Here is a 25,000-nt window from a genome sequence, read left to right on the forward strand (position 1 = left end):
GCTCAAGGGGAACGATGGACAGGCGGCACGGACCGGTCACACAGGGAGCACGGGACCCGTACTTCGACAACGCGAAATACCTGACGATGGTGCTCGTGGCGTGCGGGCACGCGTGGGAGCCGCTGACGTACGGGAGCCGCACGGTGACGGCCGTGTATCTCGGTGTGTACGCCTTCCACATGCCGGCGTTCGCCCTCATCTCCGGCTATTTCTCGCGGAGTTTCGACATGGCGCCGGGCCGGCTGCGCCGTCTCGTCGGCGGGGTCGTGGTGCCGTACGTGCTGTTCGAGATCGCGTACACGCTGTTCTACCGGTGGGCGCAGGACGATCCGGGGTATCCGGTCAGCCTGCTCGATCCCTGGTATCTGATGTGGTTCCTGGTCGCGTTGTTCATCTGGCGACTCACCACTCCCCTGTGGCTGCAACTACGACACCCGGTGCCGGTCGCCCTGGCGCTGGCCGTGCTCGTGTCGATGGCGCCGGACGCGGGCGGTGACCTGGCACTCCAACGGGTGGTGGGTTTCCTGCCGTTCTTCGTCCTCGGACTGACGCTGCGGCCCGGGCACTTCGAGCGGCTGCGCACGCGGCGGGCCCGGCTGTGGGCGCTGCCCGTGGCGGCCGGGACGCTGGTCACCGCGTACGTGGTGGCTCCCTGGTTCGACGCGGGCTGGTTCTACCACCGGGGCAGCGTCACCGGCCTCGGCGCCCCCGCCTGGGCGGGACTGGTCACGACGCCGGCCCTGTTCGTCCTTGCCGTCGTGCTCAGCGTCTGCTTCCTGGCCTGGGTGCCGGGGCGGACGACACTGTTCACGACGCTGGGCACGGGGACGCTGTACGCGTACCTGCTGCACGGCTTCCTCATCAAGTCGTCGCGCTTCTGGGGCTGGTACGACCACCCGTGGCTGCACACGCCGGCGGGTGAACTGACGGTGACGGCCGCGGCGGTCGGCGTCATCACTCTTCTGTGTACGTCTCCTGTCCGGCGCGTCTTCCGGTTCGCCGTCGAACCGCGAGTGCCGTGGGCGTTCCGGCGTGCGGAACCGGTTCGGGCCGCCGAACCGCCGGTGTCCGGCGTCCCCGGTGAGCGGGTCCCGCGCGCCTAGCCTGTGCCCGTCCGTCGGACCCCGAAACCGGACCCGTCCCGGGCCCTGCCCGGACCTTCAGCGGGATCTAGTGAGGATCCCCGGGTCTTCAGGCCCGGGAGGAATCACTTCTCTAAATGGGGGTGACCTGCGCGTAAGTACGGGTCTGCTTTGTTGTCAGTGCCCCCGCATAGGGTTTCGGTATGAAGATTGTGGTGCAGGTGAAGCTGATGCCGGAGGCCGAACAGGCCGCCGCGCTGCGCTCCACGCTGCGCACGGTCAACGATCTGGCGTGCTGGGTGTCCCAGGTGGCGTTCGCCCATGGTGTGCCGCGTGAGTATGAGTTGCGTAAGCACACGTATCCGCATCTCAAGGCGCAAGGGCTCGGGGCGCAGGCCGCGCAGCATGTGATCAAGAAGGTGCGCGATGCGTACACCACGCTGCACGCCAACCTGCGCGCCGGAAATCTCGGCAAGCCGAAGTCGAGGCGCCGGGTCAAGGCGGAGTCCAAGCCGATCGCGTTCCGCCCCGAGGCCGCGCAGCCGTATGACGACCGGTGTCTGAGCTGGCAGTACGACCAGCACACGGTGTCCATCTGGACGATGGCCGGGCGCATCAAGAACGTCTCGTTCGTGTGCGCCGCCGACGCGCTCAAGGTGCTCAAGCAGTACCGCAAGGGCGAGTCCGACCTGATCGAGCGCGATGGCGTGTTCTACCTGATCGCCACCTGTGATGTGCCCGAGGCTGAGGCGTACGAGCCGGACGGCTTCATCGGCGTGGACCTCGGCATCGTCAACATCGCCACCACATCGACCGGTTACCAGGCCGCCGGGCGCGGACTGGGCCGCTACCGCAAACGTCAGCTCACGCTGCGGGCCAAGCTCCAGAAGAAGCGCACCAAGTCCGCCAAACGCCGGTTGAAAGAGCGCTCCCGCCGCGAGCAGCGGCACGTCAAGAACACCAACCACATCATCGCGAAGACGATTGTGACCGAGGCTGAACGCACCTCGGCCGGGATCTCCCTGGAAGAACTCAAGGGAATCCGGCAGAGGGTACGGCTCCGTAAGCCCCAACGGGTCCAACTCCACTCCTGGGCCTTCGCCCAGCTCGGAGACTTCATCGTCTACAAGGCCAAGCGGGCAGGCGTGCCCCTGGTCTACGTCGATCCCGCGTACACGTCGCAGATGTGCTCGCAGTGCAGGCACATCGACAAGCGCAACCGTGTGGACCAGGGGCTTTTCATCTGCCGGGGGTGCGGGGTCGTTGCCCACGCCGACCGGAATGCTTCCCACAACATCGCCCAACGCGGCGAGAACGTGTGGAATGCGGGGCGTGAGTCACGCGTCCCTGCCACCCCATAACGGGGCGTCTGGACGGAGGAGCCAACCCAGCAGCCAGCCGGGCACTACCTCCAAACCCGGTCCATCAGGGCCGGGTCAAGTTGACAAGGGCACCTCAGTGATCCGCACGCGCCTGCTCCGCTCCCGTTCCTGTTGCCTGCCGCGCTGCTCCTCGCCTCCGTGCCCGTGCTCGGCGGGACGGCGCACGCGGGCGGCACGTGCTTCGCCACGCATGCGGACGCCCCGATCTACGCGGGCAACAACCCGTGGACGGACATCGTCGGCCGACTGGATCCGGGTGTCCCGGTCGACGGCACACGGCAGGGTGCGGACGAGTTGTGGCGGGTCTCGCGCACGGACAACGGCGCGCCGCTCGGTTTCATGCGCGCCGCGGACCTCACCTGCGACGGCGGCTGATCGCCTGCGCCGAGGAAAGCAGGGCGTGCATACGCTCGTTGAGCTGCCCCAGGTCGTCGGCGGGCGTGTGGAACGGGAGGCGGACGTCGGCCTGGCCACGGACGCGTTCGAGCCGGAGGGTGAGCCCGTGCCGGTCGACGGCGAGGGGCTGGACCCGGACGACGCCGTGCAGGCTGTCCACCTCGACGAGCCGGGTGAGTTGTTCGACGGCTTCGGGGTGGCAGTCGGCGAGATGGGTGAGCAGGCGGGGTTCGGCCGTGGTGAGGGGATCCGGTGTGGTCCCGGCGAGTTCGTCGAGTTCGATGCCGATGCGGCCGCTACGTGTCTGGAGCACGGCGCGGACCGGCCTCAGCACGAACTGTTCGCCGTCGGGTTCGAGTGACCCGGAAAGCCACAGGCGTGCCCGGATCCGGTCCCTGACGGGCACCGGCGCGGCGTCCGCGAACTCGATGAGCGCGGTCGGTTCGCCGCGCGGCGCGCAGAGCACGGCGGCGGACAGCAGGCTGTCGGCCGGGGGCTGGATCCCTACCCCGCCCTCGTCGGTGACGTGATGGGATCCGACGAGGTCCTCCCGCCCGATGTCCGTGGTCACTTCGCACGACCAGGCGGTGGCCAGAATTGATCGCGCGCGTGCCGCCGCGGTGGGAGCGGCGGTACTGATCTGTCGGACACCCATCCGAATCTTCTTAGGTAAGCCTTGCCTAACTTATCGGAGATTCGCGGAGGGAGCCAGCACGCGTGAGGGCGGCGAACGCCACGCGATAGGGCGGTGAGTATGCCGTACGCCCGCGCGCGTCGGCCGGGAGCGGCATCATGCCGCCATGGACGGTACTGCCCTTCTGCGGGACCTCTTCACGCCGGACGAGTACGACGCGGTCCGCTCGCACGCGGACCACCTGGGCGTGACGGTGGTCGAGTACGTACGTCAGACAGCCGCCGAACGCGCCCTGGAACGACTTCACTTGGCACAGGCCCTGGATGTGCAGGACCTGCGCCTGGCGAAGCTGTCGATACCCCACGTCGAGCGCGGCCGCTGCGGCGAAGGACCTCCCGCGCTGCAACGGTTCCTCGACTCCCTGACGCATCCGCCGGACACGAAGACCTGACGCGAAGACGCCCGAGCCGGAATGGCCGGGGCGCGCCGGGGCAACCGGCCCCCATGACCCCACAGACTGCGGCACGTCGGCGAAAGGGCCAGGAGCGTAAGGGCGAGGTATGGAAGCGGGTGACAGGGAAGCGCCCGCCGCGAAAGCCGGCAGCACGGAAAACGGCGACACGAAAGCCGGCGACACGAAAGCCGGTGCCGTGGGGGCGGATCGCCGCCCGGGCGCTCATCGCCGGCTTCGCGTTCGTGGCCCTCGTGGCGTTCTCCGCGGTCCTCGCCCGGCTGACCCTGACGCCGTCCCCGGCGTCGGCGGACCTCGCGGGGTCCAACATGCGGCCGGGACATTCCCTGCGCCAGTACGCCGAGTCGTACACGTTCCTCGGCGCGTGCAAGCAGATCGGCGGGAATCTGCTGCTCGGCGCGCCGTTCGGGCTGCTGCTGCCGGTGCTTGTGGCGCGCAAGGGCCGCATGATGCGGGTGCTCGCGGTGACGGTCCTCGTGATGGCGCTCGTGGAGCTGGCGCAGGGGGCGATCGTCGAGGGGCGCGCCTTCGACGTGGACGACGTGATCCTGAACACGACGGGCGCCCTGATCGCCTACTTCCTGCTCGGGCGTCGCATCGGACACGGCTACCACGCTCTCGCACGGCCGTCAGGCCGAACCCGCTTGGCGATCAGGCTGCCGGGGAATGGGGCTCGTGACCGGGGAACACCCTGTGCCACAGGCGACGGAAGGAAGTGATCGTCATGCGTGCGCTCAAGCGCGCCGTACGGCGGCCCGCACGCGTGGAGTACCTCTTGCCGCAGGGCTCGGGCTCCGCCCGCTGGGCCCGGCGCCTCACTCATGACTTTCTGGCGGGACGGAGCGCGGGCGGCGCGCACGACGCGGTGCTCGTCGTGTCGGAGCTGGTCGCCAACGCGGCCCGGATCGAGGACAGTCACTGCCGTATGAGTCTGTGTCTGGACGCGGACGAGCTGACCGTCTCGGTCCACGACGACAGCCCGCACCACCCGCACCTCAAGCCGGCTTCGCTGTCCGCCGAGTCGGGCCGCGGCATCTCCCTCGTCGACGCGCTGTCGCGCCGTATGAGTGTGGTGAGCGACCCCTACGGCGGCAAGACGGTGCGCGCGGTACTCGCTCACCCGTGACGGCCGGGGAGACCCGGGCGGCAGCACTCCGGCTGCCGCCCGGCCCGATCGCCCGGCTCAGTGCCCCCTGGCGATCCACTCCTCCAGGTGAGGCGCCTCGGCCCCGATGGTCGTGCTGTCGCCGTGCCCGGTCCGCACCTCGGTCTCCGGCGGCAGCGTGAGGAGTCGCTCCCTGATCGACTCGACGATGGTCGGGAAGTCGCTGAACGACCGGCCCGTCGCCCCGGGGCCACCCGCGAACAGGGTGTCGCCGGTGAAGACGGAACCGAGGTCCGGCGCGTACAGGCTGACCGCGCCGTGGCAGTGCCCCGGCGTGTGCAGCACGGTCAACTCCACGCCCGCCACGCTCAGTTGCTGACCGTCGGCGAGGTCTCCGTCAGGTGTGCGGTCCGGGTGCTTCTGCTTCCACAGCTCCGTGTCCGCGGGGTGCAGAAGGATCGGCGCCCCGGTGCGCTCGGCGAGCGCGGGTGCCGCGTCGATGTGGTCGTCGTGGGCATGGGTGCACACGATGGCGACGAGCCTCCGGTCGCCCACGGCCTCGGCGATCGCGTCGGCGTCGTGCGCCGCGTCGATCACGACGACCTCGCTGTCGTCCCCGACGATCCACACGTTGTTGTCGACGTCCCAGGTGCCCCCGTCGAGGGAGAACGTGCCGGACGTGACGAGGTGTTCGATGCGCGCGCCCGCCATCAGAAGATCACCACCGAGCGCAGCACGTCGCCGTGGTGCATCCGCTCGAACGCCTTCTCCACGTCCTCCAGGGCGATCGTCTCGGTCACGAACGTGTCGAGGTCGAGCCGCCCCTGCCGGTAGAGGTCGATCAGCATCGGGAAGTCGCGCGCGGGCAGACAGTCGCCGTACCAGGACGACTTGAGCGCGCCGCCGCGCCCGAACACGTCCAGCAGAGGCAGTTCGAGCTGCATCTCGGGCGTGGGGACGCCGACGAGGACGACGGTCCCGGCGAGGTCGCGGGCGTAGAACGCCTGCTTGTAGGTCTCCGGGCGGCCGACGGCCTCGATGACGACGTCGGCGCCGAAGCCTCCGGTCAGCTCGCGGACGGCCTCGACCGGGTCCGTGGAGCGGGAGTTGACGGTGTGCGTGGCGCCGAGCTTCTTCGCCGTCGCCAGCTTCTTGTCGTCGATGTCGATGGCGATGATCTTCCCGGCGCCTGCCAGGTGGGCGCCGGTCACTGCCGCCGCGCCGACACCTCCGCAGCCGATGACGGCGACGGAGTCGCCGCGGCCGACGTTGCCGGTGTTGATGGCGGCGCCGAGGCCGGCCATGACACCGCAGCCGAGCAGACCCGCGGCGGCGGGCGAGGCCTCCGGGTCGACCTTGGTGCACTGGCCGGCGGCGACGAGGGTCTTCTCGGCGAAGGCGCCGATACCGAGCGCGGGCGAGAGCTCCGTGCCGTCGAGGAGCGTCATCTTCTGCTTCGCGTTGTGCGTGTCGAAGCAGTACTGGGGGCGCCCGCGCAGGCAGGCACGGCACTGGCCGCACACGGCACGCCAGTTGAGGATCACGAAGTCGCCCGGCGCGACTTCGGTGACACCCTCGCCGACCGCCTCGACGACACCGGCCGCCTCATGACCGAGCAGGAAGGGGAACTCGTCGTTGATGCCGCCCTCCCGGTAGTGCAGGTCGGTATGACAGACCCCGCACGCCTGGACCTTGACCACGGCCTCACCGGGCCCGGGATCCGGCACGACGATCGTCTCGATCCGCACCGGCTCACCCTTGGCCCGCGCGATCACGCCTCGCACCTGCTGCGCCATGACGATCAGTCCTCCACTCGCTCGTCGCATCGTTCTTCGCCATCTTCACAGATGGGCCGCGGTCCCGGGGCCGGGGTGACGAGGAGCGCGGCCTCACGGGTCGCTAGCATCCGAAGTATGTCTGTCTACGAGAATGTCGAGATCGCCGCCCTCCAGGGTGGCCCCGCCGACCTCCCCCAGTACGAGGGCAAGGCCGTCCTCATCGTCAATGTGGCCTCGAAGTGCGGCCTCACCCCGCAGTACGCGGCCCTGGAGCAGCTCCACGCCGCGTACGCGGGCCGCGGCTTCAGCGTGCTCGGGGTCCCCTGCAACCAGTTCATGGGCCAGGAGCCCGGCAGCGCCGAGGAGATCGCCGAGTTCTGCTCGGCGACGTACGGCGTGACGTTCCCGATGACCGAGAAGGTCGAGGTGAACGGAGAAGGACGTCACCCGCTGTACGAGCGTCTGGTCACCACCGCCGACGCGGAGGGCCACGACGGGGACATCCGCTGGAACTTCGAGAAGTTCGTGCTCTCCCCCAAGGGTGAGGTCGTCGCCCGCTTCTCGCCGCAGGTGGTGCCGGACGCTCCCGAGGTGGTCGCCGCGATCGAGGCCAACCTCCCGCAGTAGGTATCGGGCACCGGCGGGGCTGCGGAGCCCCGCTCGCCTCGTGCGAGCCCCGCTCCGAGGAGTCGGCGCGGGGCTTGTCGCAGGCGCCGTGACCGAGCAGGTCGGGTCCGGCGAGGCCGGCGGAACTCCTCCGCCGCGCGGCGGTCCTGCGACGCTCCCCCGCGTCCACGACAATGGCTGCGATGACACCCGAACCCGTCGAATCCGCTCCCGGAATCCGGCTCTCCTCCGCCAGGGGCCGCTGGGTCCTCGCCTGTGTTGTCCTGGCTTCCGGGATGGCGATGCTCGACGGCACGGTGGTGAACGTCGCTCTGCCGACGATCGGGCGTGACCTCGACGCCTCCCTGTCGAGCCTCCAATGGGTCGTGAACGCCTACATGCTGACGCTGTCCGCCCTGCTCCTGTGGGGCGGCGCGCTCGGCGACCGGATCGGGCGGCGGCGCACACTCGTGCTCGGCGTGGCCTGGTTCGCGCTCGCGTCGGCGCTGTGCGGGCTCGCCCCCGACCAGGGGGTCCTCATCGCGGCCCGCGCGCTGCAGGGTGTCGGCGGTGCGCTCCTGACACCGGGGTCGCTGGCCCTCGTACGGTCGTCGTTCTGCCCCGAGGACCAGTCGCGGGCCGTGGGCGCCTGGTCGGGGCTCACGGGTGTGGCGGGGGCGCTCGGACCGTTCCTCGGCGGGTATCTGATCGACGGCCCAGGATGGCGGTGGATCTTCCTCATCAATGTGCCACTGGCCGTGGTCGTGCTGCTGATCGCGGTGCGGCACGTCCCGGAGAGCCGTGAGGCCGGGGTCGCCGGGACCCGCTTCGACATGGCGGGGGCCACGCTCGCCGCCGTGTGCCTGGTGGGCGTCAGTTACGCGCTCATCGGGTCGTCCGGCGGCGCCTCCGCCGTGTCGACGGCGCTGCCCGCCGTGCTCGGTGTCGCCGCCGGCGTCGCCTTCGTCGCCGTGGAGCACCGGCGCGCGAACCCGATGCTGCCGCCCTCGCTGTTCCGCTCCCGGCTGTTCAGCGCGGCCAACGCGATGACGCTGTGCCTGTACGCGGGGATCGGCGGCATCCTGTTCCTGATGCCCGTCCAGCTCCAGATCGCGCTCGGCTACAGCGCGTTGGAGGCCGGTATGGCGACGCTGCCGATCACCGTCCTGATGCTGCTGCTCTCTCCTCGTGCGGGCGATCTCTCGCGCCGTGTCGGGCCGACGCCGCCCCTGGTCGCCGGTCCGCTGATCGCGGCGGTGGGCCTGCTCCTCATGCTGCGGATCGAGCCCGGCTCGTCGTACGTGGCCGATGTCCTGCCCGCGGTGGCGGTCCTCGGCCTGGGCATGAGCGTGTTCGTCGCGCCCCTGACGGCCACGGTCCTGGCGTCGGTCGAGCCGGGGCGCGCCGGGCTCGCCAGCGGCGTCAACAACACGGCGGCCCGTATCGCGCAGCTTCTCGTGGTGGCGGCGCTGCCGCTGGCGGTGGGGCTGTCCGGGGACGCCTACACGCAGCCGGATTCCGTGAACACGTCGTTCCACCGGGCCGCCCTGGGCTGCGCCCTGCTGTTCGCACTGGGTTCGGCGACGGCCCTCGTGTTCATCCGTCCGGCGGCGGTCCGCTCGCGACTGGAGAAGGCGCCGAAGCCGCAGTGCCGCGCGCATCTCGGTGTCGCGGCACCGGCGTTGGAGCCCGGGACGCACGAGCAGGACCAGCGCAAGGCGCTGTAGCGGAGGTGCGTGCGGACCGGCTCAGCTCCCGAACGGGACCTGGGGCGCCGTCAGCGCTGCCGCATCCCGGTGCGGGTGTGCCCACAGCCCGCGCGCGTGCAGCCGCGGCAGGACGCCCTCCCCGAACCAGTACGCCTCCTCCAGATGCGGATATCCGGAGAGCACGAACTCGTCGATGCCGATGCGGTGGTACTCCTCGACGCGGTCGGCGACCTCGTCGTGGCTGCCGACGAGCGCGGTGCCGGCGCCACCGCGTACGAGGCCGATCCCGGCCCACAGGTTGGGGTGGATCTCCAGGCTGCCGGAGCTTCCGCCGTGCAGGGCGAGCATGCGCTGCTGGCCCTCGGACTCGCTGCGCGCCAGCCCCTCCTGGACGGACCTGACGGTGGCCGGGTCGAATCCCTGGAGGAGCCGGTCGGCCTCCGCCCAGGCCTGCTCCGAGGTGTCGCGCGTGATGACGTGCAGCCGGATCCCGAACCGGACGGTGCGGCCCTCCTTCTCGGCGAGGCCGCGGATCCGGGCGATCTTCTCGGCGACCTGAGTGGGCGGCTCGCCCCAGGTGAGGTAGACGTCGCTGTGCCGCGCCGCGATCTCACCCGCGACGGCTGAGGAGCCGCCGAAGTACACCTCGGGGACCGGGTCGGGCAGCCGGGCGAGCCGTGCGTCCTGCACCTGGAGGTGTTCGCCCGCCAGGTCGACGGTGTCGCCCGCCCACAACCCCCGCACGATCTCCAGGAATTCACCGGTGCGCGCGTACCGGGCGTCCTTGTCGAGGAAGTCGCCGTAGGCGCGCTGCTCACGGCTCTCGCCGCCCGTCACGACGTTCAGGAGGAGCCTGCCGCCGGTCTGGCGCTGGTACGTGGACGCCATCTGCGCAGCGAGGGTGGGTGAGACGAAACCGGGCCGGAACGCGACGAGGAACTTCAGGCGCTCGGTCTGCTGGCTGAGCATGGCGGTGGTCAGCCACGCGTCCTCGCACCAGGCGCCGGTGGGGGTCAGCGCGCCGACGAAGCCGAGGTCCTCGGCGGCGCGGGCGATCTGCGTGAGATAGCCGATGGACGGGGGCCGGTCACCGCCCGCCGCGGTCACGGGTGTGCCGTGACCGCCGCCGACGACGTGGCGACTGTCGCCGTTGGTCGGCAGGAACCAGTGGAAGGTGAGGGACACGTGCGGACTCCGATCGCGGAGGAGGGTGATGCCAACAGGTGGTTGCGGGGCGGGAGTCGGCGGGTCAGCTCGCCGCGGCGAGCAGCGGCCGCGCGGTCCGCGTGAGTGCTCGCGAGAACTGGTCGACGACGCGGCTGAGCGCTTCGGCGGAACCCGGCGCGACGCTGACCGTGCCGTCCGGTGCGACGGTGATGTCCTTGTCGAGGGTGAACCACCCCTGGACGATGTGGTCGGCTCCCATGGAATTGAGGACGGGCCGCAGCGCGTAGTCGAGGGCGAGGACATGGGCGGTGGTGCCGCCGGTGGCGAGCGGAAGCACGGTCTTGCCGTCGAGTCCGTACTGCGGCAGCAGGTCGAGGAGCGCCTTGAGGAGACCCGAGTACGCGGCCTTGTAGACGGGAGTCGCGACGACGACGCCGTCGGCGCGGGCGAGGAGCTCGATCGCCTCGACGATGGCGGGGTGGGCGAAGTCGGCGCCGAGGAGCGCCTCGGCGGGCAGGGTGCGGACGTCGAGGGTTATGACGTCGTGGCCCTGCGCTTCGAGCCGCGCGTCGAGATGGCGCAGGAGCCGCGCCGTGCGGGAGGTGGCGGAGGGACTTCCGGAAATGGAGAGGACGGTGGCCATGACGGGACCCTTCGGGCTGGAATTCGGCACGCGGAATGCAGGAACTGAGAAAGGCGCGGACGCGGGAACGCGGAAAGGCAGGGATACGGAAATCAGGAATTCACGCATGCCGAAGGCGTACCGAATACACGGTGCGGTTCAGTGCGGTGTGGTGGGGAGCCGTGCGGAAATCGGTCGGCACGGTGGAGGTTCGACGGCGCCGGTCGCGGCGGAGGCGGCCTGGCAGCCGGGGCGCGGGAGACCCGTCAGAGGGCGCGACAACAGAAGGAGCTGGAGACGCGCGCGAGGTCGACATGGCGTCGCCGCGTGAGGTCCAGTCTCGTGTTCATGCCACCGATCCAACCAGGGGCGAGTCGGGCCAGTCAAGAAATCTCCGCGCCGGTCTCGCATCGCGGAACAGCCTTCCGCATGGGCCGGGATAAACCGCGAACGACGAGTTCCCTTCGAGAATCCCTCGGGGAGTGCGGTTTATCGGCGGGTGCCCGTACCCTCGTGCGCCACACCGCGGCCCGGTGCAGGATGGCTGCATGCTGTTCTCCCGGCTCGCACAGGTGTCCCAGGAGGTCGCGGCCACCAAGGCGCGGTCGCGGAAGATCGCGCTGCTCGCCGAGCTCTTCCGGGCGGCGGAACCGGATGACGTACCGATCGTGATCCCCTACCTCGCGGGACGCCTCCCGCAGGGGCGTCTCGGCGTCGGGTGGCGGGTGCTGCGCGATCCGGTGGACCCTGCCACGCAGCCCCGGCTGACGGTCCAGGACGTCGACGCCGCGCTGACGTCGCTGGGCGATGTCGCCGGCGCGGGATCGCAGGCCGAACGGACCCGCCTCGTCGGGGAGTTGATGGGCGGCGCGACCGAGGACGAGCAGCGGTTCCTGTTCGGTCTGCTCACCGGTGAGGTGCGGCAGGGAGCGCTCGACGCGGTGGCCCTGGAGGGGCTGGCGCAGGCGACCGGCGCGCCGCCGGAGGACGTGCGGCGCGCGGTGATGCTGACCGGGTCTCTCCAGGTGGTGGCGCAGGCACTGCTGACCGAGGGTCCGGACGCGCTGAGCCGATTCCGACTGACTGTCGGGCGCCCGGTGTTCCCCATGCTGGCGCACAGCGCCACCTCGGTCAGGGAGGCCGTCGACAAGCTCGGGGCCTGCGCGGTGGAGGAGAAGCTCGACGGCATCCGCGTGCAGGTGCACCGCGACGGCGACGTCGTACGCGTCTACACGCGCACGCTCGACGACATCACCGACCGGCTGCCCGAGGTCACCGCCGCGGCGGCCGGGCTCGACGGGGGCCGCTTCATTCTCGACGGGGAGGTCATCGCGCTGGACGGGGACGGGCGGCCGCGCCCCTTCCAGGAGATCGCGAGCCGTGTGGGTTCGCGGGTGGACGTGGCGACGGCCGCCGGGTCCGTTCCCGTGGTGCCGGTGTTCTTCGACGCCTTGTACGCGGGCGGGGACGAGCTGCTCGATCTGCCGTTCGCCGAGCGCCACACGCGCCTCGCGCTGCTGGTGCCCGAGGCGATGCGGGTGCGCCACGTCGTCGTATCGGACGGGGCGGACGCGGAAGTCCGCGCGGCCGCCGACGCTTTCTTCGCCGACACCCTGCGGCGCGGCCATGAAGGCGTCGTCGTGAAGGCGCTCGACGCCCTGTACAGCGCGGGGCGGCGCGGCGCGTCCTGGCTGAAGGTGAAGCCCGTGCACACGCTGGACCTGGTGGTACTCGCGGCCGAGTGGGGGCACGGCCGGCGCACGGGCAAGCTGTCGAACCTGCACCTCGGCGCCCGCAGGCCGGACGGCTCCTTCGCGATGCTGGGCAAGACGTTCAAGGGGCTCACGGACGCGCTGCTCGCCTGGCAGACGGAGCGGCTGCGGGGGCTGGCCCTGAGTGACGACGGCCACGTCGTCACGGTGCGGCCCGAGCTGGTCGTGGAGATCGCCTACGACGGTCTGCAGAAGTCCACTCGCTACCCGGCCGGCGTCACGCTCCGCTTCGCGCGCGTCGTGCGCTACCGCGAGGACAAGACGGCCGAGGACGCCGACACGGTCGAGACGGTGCTCGCCGCACACCCGGCCCCGTGACAAGACCGTTTCTTTGCCAAACATTGGGGCCGATAGGGTGACACCCGGCACCCTGTACATGCAGGAGCCATGCATCATCCAGGACAAGCACGGACAAGGGGAGAGCTGTGCCCGCTTCACGCCTGAGCCGCACGCCACTGCCGGGGATCGGCTTCCGGTACGACCTGACCACCCGCGACCGACGCCAGGTGTCGGTGGTCGCGCACCGGGACGGCGGGCGCACCCTGAGCGCCTACCGGAACGACGACCCGGACGCCTGCGACCTGTCGCTGAAGCTGACGTCCGGTGAGGCGGCCGCGCTGATCGACGCGCTGATGCCGTCCCATCACAGCCCGAACCTGCTGCACACCACCGATCTGGGCCTGGTCGCCGAGCGCATCGAGATCGGCGCGACCTCGCACTGGAACGGGCGCGTGCTCGGCGAGACGCAGCTGCGCACCGAGACCGGCGCCTCGATCGTTGCCGTGCTGCGGCGCGCCGAGGCGATCCCGTCACCCACCCCCGACTTCCGGCTCGCCGGCGGGGACACCGTGATCGTCATCGGCACCCGCGAGGGCGTGGAAGCGGCGGCGACGATACTCGGAAGGGAGTGATCGGATGCACTCCGCGGTGTTCCTCATCGAGTTCGGGGCGATCATCCTCGCGCTCGGCCTGCTGGGCAGATTCGCCGGGCGGTTCCGGTTCTCACCCATCCCCCTCTATCTGCTCGCGGGGCTCGCGTTCGGCGAAGGCGGGCTGCTCCCGCTCGGCGCGAGCGAGGAGTTCGTGGCCATCGGCGCCGAGATCGGCGTCATCCTGCTGCTGCTGATGCTGGGACTGGAGTACACGGCCAGCGATCTCGTCAGCAACCTCAAGACGCAGTACCCGGCGGGCCTCGTCGACTGCGCGTTCAACGCGCTGCCCGGCGCCGCGGCCGCGTTGCTCATGGGATGGGGCCCGGTGGCCGCCGTCGTCCTCGCCGGTGTCACCTGGATCTCGTCGTCGGGTGTGATCGCCAAGGTGCTCGGCGACCTCGGCCGGGTCGGCAACCGGGAGACCCCGGTGATCCTCAGCATCCTCGTTCTCGAGGACCTGGCGATGGCCGTCTATCTGCCGATCATCACGGCTCTGCTCGCAGGGGTCGGCTGGGCGGCGGGCGGTGTCACGCTGGCCATCGCGCTCGGAGCGGCGGGTCTCGTCCTGCTCCTCGCCGTACGCTACGGACGGCACATCTCCCGGTTCGTCTCCAGCGACGACCCGGAGAAGCTGCTCCTGGTGGTGCTCGGTCTGACGATCCTGGTCGCCGGGATCGCGCAGCAGCTCCAGGTGTCGGCGGCCGTCGGCGCGTTCCTCGTCGGCATCGCCCTGTCCGGTGAGGTCGCCGAGGGCGCCCACTCGCTGCTGCTGCCGCTGCGCGATCTGTTCGCCGCCGTGTTCTTCGTCTTCTTCGGGCTGCACACCGACCCGGCGAGCATCCCGCCGGTCCTGCTTCCGGCGCTCGCTCTCGCGGTGGTCACGGCCTGCACGAAGATCGCGACGGGCTATTGGGCGGCGCGGCGGGCGAAGATCTCCGTCAAGGGCCGCTGGCGCGCCGGCGGCGCGCTCGTGGCGCGCGGCGAGTTCTCCATCGTCATCGCGGGCCTGGCGGTCACGGCCGGTATCGAGCCCAGGCTCGGCCCACTGGCGACCGCGTACGTCCTGATCCTCGTCATCGTCGGACCGCTGACGGCGCGCTTCACCGAGCCCGTCGCGATGCGCGTCTCGCGCTGGCGGAACCGCGGCGACGCACCGGCCGCGGCGGTCACCGCCAGCGCGGGGATCGTGCCCGCGCCGCGGGACGCGCAGGATCCGGTCGTCCCCGAGGCGGAGGCGCACGGCACGTCCGGGCGGGCCTCGAACTCCTCGTCCTGATCCGGTCACCTGCCCGGGCGTCGACCATCCAGGTCGCCGCCCGGTAAGGGCCATGGACGGCTACTCACCCGCGTGCTGGTGGTCGGCGCTGTTCTACGCGGTCGGCCTCATCGTGACGCTCGCGCTCCACCCGCGCGGCGCCCCCTCGCCGTACTCGGAGGGCCGCGCGGAGGGCGCCGTTCACATGTAGCGCGCCGACACTGGTCCCATGGCGTACAAGAAGCAGAGCGCGGGCCTGCTCCTGTTCCGGCGCTCGGCCGCCGGTACCGAGGTGCTGCTCGGACACATGGGCGGCCCGTTCTGGGAGCGACGCGACGTCGGGGCGTGGACCGTGCCGAAGGGCGAGTACGGGGACGACGAGGAGCCGTGGGCCGCGGCGCGCAGGGAGTTCCAGGAGGAACTGGGTCTTGCACCGCCGGACGGCACGCCGGTACCGCTCGGCGACACCGTGCAGTCCGGCGGCAAGCACGTCACCGTGTGGGCCGTGGAGGGCGACCTCGACCTGGACGGCTTCGTGCCCGGCACGTTCACGATGGAGTGGCCGAAGGGCTCGGGACGCATGGCCGAGTTCCCCGAGCTGGACCGCGCGGCCTGGCTCGGGCTCGACGCAGGGCGCGCCCTCGTCGTGCAGGCGCAGGCCGTCTTCCTCGACCGGCTCGCCGAGCACGTCTGACGCCCGCGCCACCGGGTACACGGCCCGTCCGCGTTGCGCGGCGCGACGTGACGCGGGAAGGTCGAAGCACCGCGCAGAGGAGGTCACCCTCATGCCCATCGCGACGGTCAACCCCGCGAACGGCGAGACGCTCAAAACGTACGACGCCCTGACCGACGAGGAGATCGAGCACCGACTCCTTCTCGCCGCCGGCACGTTCCGCACGTACCGCACCACCACGTTCTTCGAACGGGCCCGGCTGCTCCAGACCGCCGCCGACCTGCTCGACGCGGACCGTGACGACATCGCGCGCGTCATGACCACCGAGATGGGCAAGCCCGTCGTGGCGGCGCGCGCGGAGGCCGCGAAGTGCGCGAAGGCGATGCGCTGGTACGCGGAGCACGCCCAGGAGCTCCTCGCCGACGAGCACCCCTCGGCCCGGGACGTGGAGGACTCCGGCGCGGTCAGCGCCCATGTGCGCTACCGGCCGCTGGGCATAGTCCTCGCCGTGATGCCGTGGAACTTCCCCCTGTGGCAGGTCGTGCGGTTCGCCGCACCCGCCCTGATGGCAGGCAACGTGGGACTGCTCAAACACGCGTCGAACGTGCCGCAGACAGCGCTCTACCTCCAGGACCTGTTCCGCAGGGCCGGGTTCCCGGACGGCTGCTTCCAGACGCTGCTCATCGGTTCCCGCGCGGTCGAGGGCGTGCTGCGGGACGAGCGGGTCGTGGCGGCGACGCTGACCGGCAGCGAGCCGGCGGGGCGTTCCGTCGCCTCGATCGCGGGCGACGAGGTCAAGAAGACCGTCCTGGAGCTGGGCGGCAGTGACCCGTTCGTCGTGCTGCCGTCGGCCGACGTGGCGAAGGCGGCGAAGGTCGCGGTGACGGCGCGGACGCAGAACAACGGGCAGTCCTGCATCGCGGCGAAGCGGTTCATCGTGCACACGGACGTCTACGATGAGTTCGCCGAGCTGTTCGTCTCCGGAATGCGGGCCCTGCGGGTCGGCGACCCGATGGACGAGAGCACCGACATCGGGCCGCTCGCCAGCGAGCAGGGCCGCGCCGACCTGGAGGAACTCGTGGACGACGCCGTCGAGTGCGGCGCGACGGTGCTGTGTGGCGGACAACGACCCGAGGCGTACGCCAAGAGCGGCTGGTACTACGAGCCGACAGTGATCACCGACATCACGCAGGACATGCGCATCCACCGCGAGGAGACCTTCGGCCCGGTCGCCACGCTGTACCGCGTCGGCGACCTGGTCGAGGCCGTGGCCCTCGCCAACGACTCACCGTTCGGGCTGAGTTCCAACGTATGGACGCACGACGCCGCGGAGATCGACCGCTTCGCCCGCGACATCGAGGCGGGCGGCGTCTACGTGAACGGGATGACCGCCTCCCACCCGGCATTCCCCTTCGGCGGCATCAAGCGCTCCGGCTACGGCCGAGAGCTCTCCGCCCACGGAATCCGCGAGTTCTGCAACATCACCACGGTGTGGGTGGGGGCGTGAACCGTCCGCGCCGCGCCCTTGAGGTCAGGTGCGGGCCTCTGCCATGACCCGTGGGGCACGCACCATGAACACGTCGATCGGGTCCTCCGATTCGAGGGTGAAGCCGTGGCGCTCGTAGAGGCGGCGGGCCGCGCTGCCCTCGGCTCCCACCGGACGCGGGGCGGCCGGCATGCCTCGGGACCCTCCTGACCAGGCGGTTCCGCGTACTCGTCGTGCGTATGTTCATCGCCGAAGTACACAGAGGCCGCCTACGTCCCGGTGTGCCACCCGAGGGTCAACGACTGAGGCACGTTCAGCCATGGTTCGGCCCCCGCACAGGAGTTGGCGGGGGCCGAACCGGGCGCTACGCGCGCGTGGGGGCCCGTCGGGCACCACGCGCGCGTGACCGTCAGCCCCGGGCCGCCAGGAGGTGGTCCATCGCCAGCTGGTCGAGGCGCTCGAAGGCCATGCCGCGGGCGGCGGCCGCCTCCACGTCGAAGCCCTCGAAGGCGGATTCGTCGGCGAGCAGCCCCGACAGGCCGTCGGCGGCCGTCGGCTGCGCCAGCTCGTCGAGCCGCGAGGCGCGCAGCGCCTCCTGAACCTCCGGGTCGGCCCGGAACGCGGCCGCACGCTCGCGCAGGATCAGGTAGTTGCGCATACAGCCCTCGGCCGACGCCCAGACCCCGTCGTAGTCCTCCGTGCGCGGCGGCTTGAAGTCGAAGTGCCGCGGCCCCTCGTACCCGGCGCTCTCCAGCAGATCGACCAGCCAGAACGCCGAGCGCAGGTCGCCCGCGCCGAAGCGGAGGTCCTGGTCGTACTTGATGCCCGTCTGGCCGTTGAGGTCGATGTGGAAGAGCTTGCCCGCCCACAGTGCCTGGGCGATGCCGTGCGCGAAGTTGAGCCCGGCCATCTGCTCGTGGCCCACCTCCGGGTTCACGCCGTACATCTCGGGCCGCTCCAGGCGCTCGATGAAGGCGAGGGCGTGACCGACGGTGGGCAGGAGGATGTCGCCGCGCGGCTCGTTCGGCTTCGGCTCGATCGCGAACTTCAGGTCGTAGCCCTGCTGGACGACGTACTCGCCGAGCAGGTCGAAGGCCTCCTTCATCCGGTCGAGGGCGGCGCGCACGTCCTTGGCCGCGCCCGACTCGGCGCCCTCGCGGCCACCCCAGGCGACATACGTCTTCGCGCCGAGCTCGACGGCGAGATCGATGTTGCGGATGGTCTTGCGCAGGGCGTACCGGCGTACGTCACGGTCGTTCGCGGTGAACGCGCCGTCCTTGAAGACGGGGTGCGTGAAGAGGTTCGTGGTGGCCATCGGGACGATCAGGCCGGTGGCGTCGAGGGCCTGGCGGAAGCGCTTGACGTGTGACTCGCGCTCGGTGTCCGAGGCCCCGAAGGGGATCAGGTCGTCGTCGTGGAAGGTCACCCCGTAGGCGCCGAGGTCGGCCAGGCGCCGCACGGACTCGGCCGGGTCGAGCGCGGCGCGGGTGGCGTCGCCGAACGGGTCGCGTCCCTGCCAGCCGACCGTCCACAGGCCGAAGCTGAACTTGTCGTCGGGGGTGGGTCGGTACGTCATGTCTCGGCTCCTCGCCAGTCATGCCTATTTCGTCATGGCGCTTTACAAATTAGTATGCGGACACGTCGCTGGGAAGAGGCATCTGGAGAGAGCATTGAGTGAACGCTCTGTCGCACATGTACCTCGGACAGCCACGGAATCGTCTTGTCGGGAACGGGAGAGCCAGATGTCATCAGCCGATGGACCCCTCGTCGTCGGGGTGGACAGCTCCACGCAGTCCACGAAGGCCCTGGTCGTCGACGCCGCCACGGGCGCGGTCGTGGCCAGCGGCCAGGCACCGCACACGGTGAGCGCGGGGCAGGGCCGCGAGAGCGACCCCGAGCAGTGGTGGACCGCCCTGTGCGAGGCGCTGCGCCAGTGCGGTGACGCGGCGCACCGGGCCTCCGCGGTGTCGGTCGGAGGTCAGCAGCACGGCCTGGTCACCCTGGACGCCGCGGGCCGGCCGGTGCGTCCCGCGCTGCTCTGGAACGACGTGCGCTCGGCGCCCCAGGCCCGCCGCCTCATCGACGAGATGGGCGGACCCAAGGCGTGGGCCGAGCGGGTGGGCAGCGTGCCGGGGGCCTCCTTCACCGTCACGAAGTGGGCGTGGCTGGCCGAGCACGAGCCTGACGCGGTACGCGCCACGGCAGCGGTACGGCTGCCGCACGACTACCTCACGCAGCGGCTGACCGGCGACGGCACGACGGACCGGGGCGACGCCTCGGGCACGGGCTGGTGGGCATCGGCCACGGAGTCGTACGACGACGACATCCTCGCGCGCGTGGGCCTCGATCCGGCGCTGCTCCCCCGGGTCGTACGCCCCGGGGAGGTGGCCGGTACGGTCCACAGCTCGGGTGAACTGCCCTTCTCCAAGGGGACGTTGGTAGCCGCCGGCACGGGCGACAACGCGGCGGCCGCTCTCGGCCTCGGCCTCCAACCCGGCACCCCCGTCCTCAGCCTCGGCACGTCCGGCACGGTGTACGCGGTGTCGCGGCACCGTCCCGCGGACCCGACCGGCACCGTCGCCGGTTTCGCCGACGCGCGCGGCGACTGGCTCCCGCTCGCGTGCACGCTGAACTGCACGCTGGCCGTCGACCGGGTCGCCGCGCTGCTCGGCCTGGACCGCGAGGCCGTGGAACCCGGCGGCGACATCACGCTGCTGCCGTACCTGGACGGCGAGCGCACCCCCGACCTGCCGAACGCCTCAGGGCTGTTGCACGGACTGCGGCACGACACCACGGGAGGGCACCTTCTGCAGGCCGCCTACGACGGCGCCGTCCACGCGCTCCTGGGCGCGCTCGACCTCGTCCTCGACGCGGACGCCGACCTGTCGGTGCCGCTGCTGCTCATCGGGGGCGGCGCCCGGGGAACGGCCTGGCAGCAGACCGTACGACGCCTCTCGGGTCGCGCCGTGCAGGTGCCCGAGGCCCGTGAACTGGTCGCGCTCGGCGCCGCGGCACAGGCCGCCGGACTGCTGACCGGGGAGGATCCGGCGGCGGTGGCGCGGCGCTGGGGCACGGCACAGGGGCCCGTTCTCGACCCCGTGAAGCAGGACGCGGCGGCGCTGGCGCGGATCTCCGGGGTACTCTCCGACGCGGCCCCGCTCCTGGACAGGGGCCCGCGCTGACCACCCGGCCGACCGAGGATCCAGGAAGGCCGACCGCCCCGTGCGCCGGCCCGACCCCATGGGAGCGTCCGGAGGCATGACCGCACCACTGCACGAGCCCCGGCCCGGCACGCCCGACACCCAGCAGGGCATGCGCCGGCGCAACCTCTCGCGGGTCATGCACGCCGTCGCCACCGACGGCCCGTTGTCACGGGCCACGGTCGCCCAGCGCATCGGGCTGACCAGGGCCGCGGTGTCCACGCTCGTCGACGAACTGATCCGGTCGGGTCTGATCGAGGAGCTCGGCCCGCAGCGGCCCGGCCGGGTCGGGCGCCCCGGCTCGGCGCTCGCGGTCAGCCGCCGCGGCCCCGCCGGGATCGGGGCCGAGGTGGGCGTCGACCATCTCGCGGCGTGCGCGGTCGATCTGAGCGGCGCGGTACGCGCGCGTGCCGTGCGCCGCGTCGCCAACCGCGGGCGCGCGCCCGGGCCCGTCCTGAAGGAACTGTCCGTGCTGGTCCGGGAGGTGACGGCCCGTGCAGAACGGGAGGGACTGCGCCCGGCGGGCCTCGCGGTCGCGGTGCCGGGTCTGGTCGCGCGCGGCACCCGCACGGTGGTTCGGGCGCCCAACCTGGACTGGCACGACACGGATGTCTCCGCGCTGCTGCCGACGCCGACCGAGGCGCTGTCCGTTCTGCCGCTGAGCGTCGACAACGAGGCGAATTTCGGGGCCCTCGCCGAGCTCTGGCTCGGCGAGGGCACCCCCGCCGACTTCCTGCACGTCTCGGCCGAGATCGGCATCGGTGCCGCGCTCGTCGTCGACGGCAAGCTGCTGCGCGGAACGCGGGGATTCGCGGGCGAGTTGGGGCACGTTCCGGTTCGCCCGGAGGGCCCGGCGTGCCCCTGCGGAGGGCGCGGCTGTCTGGAGCAGTACGCGGGCGAGGAAGCCGTGCTGCGGGCAGCGGGCCTGGGGCCCGGCGAGGACCGGGTGGGCCTGCTCGCCGAGCGCGCCGCGGCAGGGGACACGGATGCGCGGCGGGCGCTGCGCGGGGCCGGGACCGCCCTGGGTATCGCGCTGACCGGGGCGGTGAACCTCCTCGATCCCCGGGCGGTCGTGCTCGGCGGGGCCCTCTCGCGGCTCGCGCCGTGGCTACTGCCCGCGCTGGAGCGGGAGTTGACACGCCGGACAGCGACGCCGGCCGCCGGGGTGACGGTGTCGCGCCTGGGGTCCGACGGCCCCCTGCTTGGGGCGGCGCACTCGGTGGTGCGGGCGGTGCTCGACGATCCGGTGGCGGTGGCCGCTTAGGACGCCGGTGGCCGCGGGACACCCTCGTGCCGCGGCGCGGAAGTGCCAGAGGTTCGGACCTCTGACGTGCGGTTGTTCACAACCCGCGAGTTATCCACAGGCGCGCCGCGCCCTCTTCCGCCCCAACCGCCAAGGCCCTTAACGTAATTCACGCGGGACGCCACCGCCTCGGCGCGGTGGCGCGTCCACGTGGATCGGGGGATTCAGGTGTCGGGCGCAAGCGTTCAGAACGGAACGGAGTTGCGACGCGGGGCGATCGGGCTGCGCGAGGTCCTGTTCCAGAGCATTACGGCGATGGCCCCGGCGGCCGCGGTCGCCGCGTCGATCCCGGCGGGTACGGCGTTCGCGGGCGGCAGTCTGCCGCTGTCCGTGCTGATCGCGCTGGTGGCCTGCCTGTTCACGGCGTCGTGCGTGGCGGAGCTGGCACGCGAACTGCCCGCGGCCGGCTCCGTAGCGACGTACGCCGCGCGCGGCCTCCATCCGAGCGTGGGTTTCCTCGTCGGCTGGGGCTATGTGTTCGTGGAGGCCCTCGTGCCGCCCCTGCTTCTGCTGCAACTGGGCTTCACCACGGCCGGGACGCTGCACAACGAGTGGTCGTCGTACCCCGCGGATCTGTGGTGGCCGTGGTCGCTCGCCGGAGCGGTGATCATCGCTGTGGCGGGCTACTTCGGAGTGCGGGCGTCGGCCCGCTTCGGGACGGTGCTCGGCGCCTTCGAGGTGGTCGTCTTCCTGGCGTTCGCGATCCTGCTGATCTCGAAGGCCGGCAGCCACAACACCCTTTCGGTGTTCGGCACTTCGCATACGGCACCGGGATACGAGGGCCTGAGCGGCGTCTTCGCCGGTTCGGTGTACACGGTGCTGGCGTTCGCCGGGTTCGAGGCGGCGGCGCCCCTCGCCGAGGAGACCCGCGATCCGCGGCGCACCATGCACCGGGCGGTCCTCGGGGCGGCCCTGGCGATCGGGCTCTTCTACGTACTGACGACGTACGCGATGTCGGTGTACTTCGGGCCCGGCAGGTTCGCGACGTTCGGGGCGGAGGGCGCCGCGTCGTGGGAGGGCGTGGCCCGCGCGTCGTTCGGCCTCTTCTGGGTCCTGGTGTTCCTTGCCGTGGTGAACTCGACGATCGCGAACGCCAACGCGTGCGCCAACGTCTCGACGCGCACGGCGTTCGCTCTCGGCCGTATCGGCGTCTTCCCGAGCGGTTTCGCGCGCCTGCACCCGCAGCGCCGCTCCCCCGTCACCGGCGTCGCCGTCCAGTTCGTCGTCGCGGTCGCGGCCATGCTCGGGCTCGGTTTCGCCTACGACCCGGTGACGGCGTTCCTGCTCCTGGCGACGGTGATCGTCACGGTCATCATCGGTGTGTACATCGTGGCGAACCTCTCCTGTGGCGGATACTTCCTGCGCCGCGGTCGCTCCGCGCTGCGCCCGGTGCGCCATCTCGTCTTCCCGCTCCTCGGCATCGTCGCCTTCGTGCCCGCGCTGCTGACGGCCGCGGGCCTACCGGTCTTCGACTTCGTGTCGGAGCTGACGGCGCCGGTGTCCTACGCGGGCCCGGTCGTCGCCGTGTGGATGCTCGCGGGGATCGTGGTGCTCGCAGTGCTCCTGCGGCGCCATCCGGAACGAATAGCGGAGACCGGACGCGTCCATCTCGACGACGACGCATCCGACGGAGAACCGGACCGGGGCGCGGACCCTGACGCGCCCACCTCACAGAGTGGAGCAGTACAGCGATGAGCGACCCCCGGATCCTGACCGTGCGGCCCGAGCCGGGCGAGTACGCCTACACATTCGGCGGGGCGCCACCCGTCGCGAGGATCGCACCGGGCACGGTCCTGGACCTGTACACGGAGGACTGTTTCGGTGGGCGGGTACGGTCCGAGAAGGATCTGGTGTCGCAGGTGTGCGAGCTCCCGTTCCTCAATCCGCAGACCGGGCCCTTCCACATCGAGGGAGCCGAACCCGGTGACACGGTCGCGGTGCACTTCGTGTCCGTCGAACCGGCCCGCGACTGGGCAGCCTCCACGACGGTCCCGCTGTTCGGCGCGCTCACGTCCACCCACACCACGGCCACACTCCAGCCGCCGCTGCCCGAGGTCGTATGGATGTGGCACCTCGACCGGGAGCGACGCACCGCCCGGTTCACCGCGCACGACAGCGACCTCCAGGTCGAGCTGCCGATGGATCCGATGCACGGAACGGTCGGCGTGGCGCCCGCGAACCTCGAGGTCCGCTCGGCCCTGGTCCCGGACGCGCACGGCGGCAACATGGACTCGCCGGAGATGCGCGCGGGCGTCACCTGCTATCTCGGGGTGAATGTCGAGGGCGCGCTGCTGAGCCTCGGTGACGGGCACGCGCGGCAGGGCGAGGGTGAGACGTGCGGCGTCGCCGTCGAGTGCGCCATGCGGACCGTCGTGATCGTCGAGCTCCTCAAGGGAGTCGCCACACCGTGGCCACGCATCGAGTCCGACACGCACATCATCTCGACGGGGTCGGCGCGGCCCCTCGAGGACGCGTTCCGGATATCCCAACTCGACCTGGTGCGCTGGCTGGAGCGCGACTACGGCTTCAGTGAGCTCGACGCGTACCAGTTCGCCTCGCAGACCGTCGAGTCCCCGATCGCCAACGTCTGCGACACGAACTACACCTGCGTGGCGAAGCTCCGTAAGGAATGGCTGCCGGCACGGGACACCCACCGTGGGCTGCACGCGCACTTGAGGGACGTCGCCGCGACGCTCCCCCGCCCGGACCACCGCACCTTCTGACGACACACGATCGTTGACAAGGCCCTGCCCCACCGCCCCCACCAGAGAGGCAGACCCGTCATGGACCGAAGGCCACTTCCGAGCCGGCGCCGGTTACTCCAGGCCGGCGCCCTCGCCGCCGTGCCCGCAGCCCTGTTTCCCGCCGCCCGCGCCTCCGCCGGAGCGCAGGCCGTCGACTATCCGGGCGCCGAGTCCGTCCCGGCCAGCACCTCCAACTACACGGCGTCCAGCCGCCCCACCACCTATCCCCTGAACTACGTGATCATCCACGTCACTCAGGAGACGTACGCCGACGCCCTGGCCATCTTCCAGAACCCGGCCAAGCAGGTCTCCGCGCACTACGTGGTCCGCTCGTCCGACGGCCACATCGCCCAGTGCGTCCGCGAGCGCAACATCGCCTGGCACGCGGGGAACTGGGACTACAACACCCGCAGCATCGGCATCGAGCACGAGGGCTGGGTCGACCAGCCGGAGTACTTCACCGACGCCCTCTATCAGTCGTCCGCCAACCTCACGGCAGCGATCTGCGCCAAGTACGGCATTCCGATGGACCGCGAGCACATCCTCGGGCACTCCGAGGTCCCCGGCACGGACCACACAGACCCGGGCCCGTACTGGGACTGGTCCCGCTACATCCGCATGGTCAACTTCGCCTGAGGGGCGGGCAGGACCGCAGCGGGGTCGGCCTGCCCGGCGCGCACGC

At 71.2% G+C, this 25,000-nt stretch carries 25 protein-coding genes and 2 pseudogenes; 19 read left to right on the plus strand and 8 right to left on the minus strand.

Annotated elements, in window-relative coordinates; genetic code table 11:
• The first annotated feature begins 14 nt into the window (after positions 1 to 14).
• The 3 genes from OG758_RS06240 (at position 15) to OG758_RS06250 (ending at position 2,839) form a co-directional block, all read left to right on the plus strand.
• Complete coding sequence (locus OG758_RS06240) at positions 15 to 1,103, plus strand: acyltransferase family protein (RefSeq protein ID WP_326709023.1); 1,089 nt, start codon at positions 15 to 17, stop codon at positions 1,101 to 1,103.
• Between the two features lie 182 nt (positions 1,104 to 1,285).
• Positions 1,286 to 2,443, plus strand: coding sequence for an RNA-guided endonuclease InsQ/TnpB family protein (locus OG758_RS06245; protein ID WP_326709024.1), 1,158 nt, complete (start codon positions 1,286 to 1,288; stop codon positions 2,441 to 2,443).
• A 132-nt stretch (positions 2,444 to 2,575) separates the two neighbouring features.
• Positions 2,576 to 2,839: a hypothetical protein gene (locus OG758_RS06250; RefSeq protein WP_326709025.1), complete on the plus strand. Its 264-nt coding sequence runs from the start codon at positions 2,576 to 2,578 to the stop codon at positions 2,837 to 2,839.
• On the opposite strand, the gene OG758_RS06255 is transcribed toward OG758_RS06250, so the two are convergent.
• Entirely contained in the window at positions 2,820 to 3,515 is a 696-nt protein-coding gene (locus OG758_RS06255) for a DUF2470 domain-containing protein (protein ID WP_326709026.1), read from the minus strand. The two genes, OG758_RS06250 and OG758_RS06255, sit on opposite strands and share 20 nt — an antisense overlap.
• A 145-nt stretch (positions 3,516 to 3,660) precedes the next feature.
• Here OG758_RS06255 and OG758_RS06260 point away from each other — a divergent pair, with 145 nt between their 5' ends.
• From OG758_RS06260 to OG758_RS06270, 3 genes and pseudogenes are all read left to right on the plus strand, one after another.
• Positions 3,661 to 3,945, plus strand: coding sequence for a hypothetical protein (locus tag OG758_RS06260; RefSeq protein WP_326709027.1), 285 nt, complete (start codon positions 3,661 to 3,663; stop codon positions 3,943 to 3,945).
• Between the two features lie 194 nt (positions 3,946 to 4,139).
• Positions 4,140 to 4,595, plus strand: a pseudogene (locus tag OG758_RS06265) (VanZ family protein); the annotation flags it as partial.
• A 95-nt stretch (positions 4,596 to 4,690) separates the two neighbouring features.
• A complete protein-coding gene (locus tag OG758_RS06270) occupies positions 4,691 to 5,092 on the plus strand; it encodes an ATP-binding protein (RefSeq protein ID WP_326709029.1) in 402 nt (133 codons plus the stop codon).
• A 57-nt stretch (positions 5,093 to 5,149) separates the two neighbouring features.
• Here the strand turns inward: OG758_RS06270 and OG758_RS06275 are convergent, their stop codons facing one another.
• Both OG758_RS06275 and OG758_RS06280 read right to left on the minus strand, forming a co-directional pair.
• Complete coding sequence (locus tag OG758_RS06275; RefSeq protein ID WP_326709030.1) at positions 5,150 to 5,782, minus strand: MBL fold metallo-hydrolase; 633 nt, start codon at positions 5,780 to 5,782, stop codon at positions 5,150 to 5,152.
• Positions 5,782 to 6,867 (minus strand): S-(hydroxymethyl)mycothiol dehydrogenase, encoded by a 1,086-nt coding sequence (locus OG758_RS06280; protein ID WP_326709031.1) that lies wholly within the window; start codon positions 6,865 to 6,867, stop codon positions 5,782 to 5,784. The genes OG758_RS06275 and OG758_RS06280 overlap by 1 nt, the downstream gene beginning before the upstream one ends.
• Before the next feature lie 117 nt (positions 6,868 to 6,984).
• Here OG758_RS06280 and OG758_RS06285 point away from each other — a divergent pair, with 117 nt between their 5' ends.
• A complete protein-coding gene (locus OG758_RS06285) occupies positions 6,985 to 7,476 on the plus strand; it encodes a glutathione peroxidase (protein ID WP_326709032.1) in 492 nt (163 codons plus the stop codon).
• Between the two features lie 182 nt (positions 7,477 to 7,658).
• A complete protein-coding gene (locus tag OG758_RS06290) occupies positions 7,659 to 9,182 on the plus strand; it encodes an MFS transporter (RefSeq protein ID WP_326709033.1) in 1,524 nt (507 codons plus the stop codon).
• A gap of 21 nt (positions 9,183 to 9,203) precedes the next feature.
• Here the strand turns inward: OG758_RS06290 and OG758_RS06295 are convergent, their stop codons facing one another.
• From OG758_RS06295 to OG758_RS48835, 3 genes are all read right to left on the minus strand, one after another.
• Complete coding sequence (locus tag OG758_RS06295) at positions 9,204 to 10,349, minus strand: LLM class flavin-dependent oxidoreductase (RefSeq protein ID WP_326709034.1); 1,146 nt, start codon at positions 10,347 to 10,349, stop codon at positions 9,204 to 9,206.
• Between the two features lie 64 nt (positions 10,350 to 10,413).
• Positions 10,414 to 10,974 (minus strand): NADPH-dependent FMN reductase, encoded by a 561-nt coding sequence (gene ssuE, locus OG758_RS06300; RefSeq protein WP_326709035.1) that lies wholly within the window; start codon positions 10,972 to 10,974, stop codon positions 10,414 to 10,416.
• A 245-nt stretch (positions 10,975 to 11,219) separates the two neighbouring features.
• Positions 11,220 to 11,303, minus strand: a complete 84-nt coding sequence (locus tag OG758_RS48835; RefSeq protein ID WP_351255852.1) for a putative leader peptide — start codon at positions 11,301 to 11,303, stop codon at positions 11,220 to 11,222.
• Positions 11,304 to 11,501: 198 nt separating this feature from the next.
• On the opposite strand from OG758_RS48835, the gene OG758_RS06305 reads away from it, so the two are divergent.
• The 6 genes from OG758_RS06305 (at position 11,502) to OG758_RS06330 (ending at position 17,092) form a co-directional block, all read left to right on the plus strand.
• Entirely contained in the window at positions 11,502 to 13,043 is a 1,542-nt protein-coding gene (locus tag OG758_RS06305; protein ID WP_326709036.1) for an ATP-dependent DNA ligase, read from the plus strand.
• 107 nt (positions 13,044 to 13,150) lie between these two features.
• Entirely contained in the window at positions 13,151 to 13,636 is a 486-nt protein-coding gene (locus tag OG758_RS06310; protein WP_326709037.1) for a cation:proton antiporter regulatory subunit, read from the plus strand.
• A gap of 4 nt (positions 13,637 to 13,640) precedes the next feature.
• Complete coding sequence (locus tag OG758_RS06315) at positions 13,641 to 14,933, plus strand: cation:proton antiporter (protein ID WP_326709038.1); 1,293 nt, start codon at positions 13,641 to 13,643, stop codon at positions 14,931 to 14,933.
• A 52-nt stretch (positions 14,934 to 14,985) separates the two neighbouring features.
• Positions 14,986 to 15,123, plus strand: a complete 138-nt coding sequence (locus OG758_RS06320; RefSeq protein WP_326709039.1) for a hypothetical protein — start codon at positions 14,986 to 14,988, stop codon at positions 15,121 to 15,123.
• Positions 15,124 to 15,141: 18 nt separating this feature from the next.
• A complete protein-coding gene (locus OG758_RS06325) occupies positions 15,142 to 15,606 on the plus strand; it encodes an NUDIX domain-containing protein (protein WP_326709040.1) in 465 nt (154 codons plus the stop codon).
• A gap of 91 nt (positions 15,607 to 15,697) precedes the next feature.
• Positions 15,698 to 17,092: an NADP-dependent succinic semialdehyde dehydrogenase gene (locus OG758_RS06330; protein WP_326709041.1), complete on the plus strand. Its 1,395-nt coding sequence runs from the start codon at positions 15,698 to 15,700 to the stop codon at positions 17,090 to 17,092.
• A gap of 24 nt (positions 17,093 to 17,116) precedes the next feature.
• Here OG758_RS06330 and OG758_RS06335 read toward each other — a convergent pair.
• Positions 17,117 to 17,233: pseudogene (locus OG758_RS06335) on the minus strand (GNAT family N-acetyltransferase); the annotation flags it as partial.
• A 247-nt stretch (positions 17,234 to 17,480) separates the two neighbouring features.
• The gene (xylA, locus tag OG758_RS06340; RefSeq protein WP_326709042.1) at positions 17,481 to 18,647 is read right to left on the minus strand and encodes a xylose isomerase; all 1,167 of its coding nucleotides are present in this window, start codon (positions 18,645 to 18,647) and stop codon (positions 17,481 to 17,483) included.
• Between the two features lie 166 nt (positions 18,648 to 18,813).
• Between xylA and xylB the strand changes: the two genes are divergently transcribed.
• The 5 genes from xylB to OG758_RS06365 all read left to right on the plus strand — a co-directional run bounded on the left by xylB (position 18,814) and on the right by OG758_RS06365 (position 24,954).
• The gene (xylB, locus tag OG758_RS06345) at positions 18,814 to 20,253 is read left to right on the plus strand and encodes a xylulokinase (RefSeq protein ID WP_326709043.1); all 1,440 of its coding nucleotides are present in this window, start codon (positions 18,814 to 18,816) and stop codon (positions 20,251 to 20,253) included.
• A 76-nt stretch (positions 20,254 to 20,329) separates the two neighbouring features.
• Complete coding sequence (locus OG758_RS06350) at positions 20,330 to 21,535, plus strand: ROK family transcriptional regulator (RefSeq protein ID WP_326709044.1); 1,206 nt, start codon at positions 20,330 to 20,332, stop codon at positions 21,533 to 21,535.
• 240 nt (positions 21,536 to 21,775) lie between these two features.
• Positions 21,776 to 23,269 (plus strand): APC family permease, encoded by a 1,494-nt coding sequence (locus tag OG758_RS06355; protein WP_326709045.1) that lies wholly within the window; start codon positions 21,776 to 21,778, stop codon positions 23,267 to 23,269.
• Positions 23,266 to 24,297, plus strand: a complete 1,032-nt coding sequence (locus OG758_RS06360) for an acetamidase/formamidase family protein (protein ID WP_326709046.1) — start codon at positions 23,266 to 23,268, stop codon at positions 24,295 to 24,297. Before OG758_RS06355 ends, OG758_RS06360 begins: the two co-directional genes overlap by 4 nt.
• A gap of 60 nt (positions 24,298 to 24,357) precedes the next feature.
• Entirely contained in the window at positions 24,358 to 24,954 is a 597-nt protein-coding gene (locus OG758_RS06365; RefSeq protein WP_326709047.1) for an N-acetylmuramoyl-L-alanine amidase, read from the plus strand.
• Positions 24,955 to 25,000: the final 46 nt, after the last annotated feature.

The organism is Streptomyces sp. NBC_01474, from assembly GCF_035918215.1.
Taxonomy (GTDB): Bacteria; Actinomycetota; Actinomycetes; order Streptomycetales; family Streptomycetaceae; genus Streptomyces; species Streptomyces aureus.

Coding starts and splice junctions, on each gene's coding strand:
- OG758_RS06240 (WP_326709023.1), top strand. CDS start 15: ATGGACAGGCGGCACGGACCGGTCACACAGGGAGCACGGGACCCGTAC.
- OG758_RS06245 (WP_326709024.1), top strand. CDS start 1,286: ATGAAGATTGTGGTGCAGGTGAAGCTGATGCCGGAGGCCGAACAGGCC.
- OG758_RS06255 (WP_326709026.1), bottom strand. CDS start 3,515: ATGGGTGTCCGACAGATCAGTACCGCCGCTCCCACCGCGGCGGCACGC.
- OG758_RS06260 (WP_326709027.1), top strand. CDS start 3,661: ATGGACGGTACTGCCCTTCTGCGGGACCTCTTCACGCCGGACGAGTAC.
- OG758_RS06270 (WP_326709029.1), top strand. CDS start 4,691: ATGCGTGCGCTCAAGCGCGCCGTACGGCGGCCCGCACGCGTGGAGTAC.
- OG758_RS06275 (WP_326709030.1), bottom strand. CDS start 5,782: ATGGCGGGCGCGCGCATCGAACACCTCGTCACGTCCGGCACGTTCTCC.
- OG758_RS06280 (WP_326709031.1), bottom strand. CDS start 6,867: ATGGCGCAGCAGGTGCGAGGCGTGATCGCGCGGGCCAAGGGTGAGCCG.
- OG758_RS06285 (WP_326709032.1), top strand. CDS start 6,985: ATGTCTGTCTACGAGAATGTCGAGATCGCCGCCCTCCAGGGTGGCCCC.
- OG758_RS06290 (WP_326709033.1), top strand. CDS start 7,659: ATGACACCCGAACCCGTCGAATCCGCTCCCGGAATCCGGCTCTCCTCC.
- ssuE (WP_326709035.1), bottom strand. CDS start 10,974: ATGGCCACCGTCCTCTCCATTTCCGGAAGTCCCTCCGCCACCTCCCGC.
- OG758_RS48835 (WP_351255852.1), bottom strand. CDS start 11,303: ATGAACACGAGACTGGACCTCACGCGGCGACGCCATGTCGACCTCGCG.
- OG758_RS06305 (WP_326709036.1), top strand. CDS start 11,502: ATGCTGTTCTCCCGGCTCGCACAGGTGTCCCAGGAGGTCGCGGCCACC.
- OG758_RS06315 (WP_326709038.1), top strand. CDS start 13,641: ATGCACTCCGCGGTGTTCCTCATCGAGTTCGGGGCGATCATCCTCGCG.
- OG758_RS06320 (WP_326709039.1), top strand. CDS start 14,986: ATGGACGGCTACTCACCCGCGTGCTGGTGGTCGGCGCTGTTCTACGCG.
- OG758_RS06325 (WP_326709040.1), top strand. CDS start 15,142: ATGGCGTACAAGAAGCAGAGCGCGGGCCTGCTCCTGTTCCGGCGCTCG.
- OG758_RS06330 (WP_326709041.1), top strand. CDS start 15,698: ATGCCCATCGCGACGGTCAACCCCGCGAACGGCGAGACGCTCAAAACG.
- xylA (WP_326709042.1), bottom strand. CDS start 18,647: ATGACGTACCGACCCACCCCCGACGACAAGTTCAGCTTCGGCCTGTGG.
- xylB (WP_326709043.1), top strand. CDS start 18,814: ATGTCATCAGCCGATGGACCCCTCGTCGTCGGGGTGGACAGCTCCACG.
- OG758_RS06350 (WP_326709044.1), top strand. CDS start 20,330: ATGACCGCACCACTGCACGAGCCCCGGCCCGGCACGCCCGACACCCAG.
- OG758_RS06360 (WP_326709046.1), top strand. CDS start 23,266: ATGAGCGACCCCCGGATCCTGACCGTGCGGCCCGAGCCGGGCGAGTAC.
- OG758_RS06365 (WP_326709047.1), top strand. CDS start 24,358: ATGGACCGAAGGCCACTTCCGAGCCGGCGCCGGTTACTCCAGGCCGGC.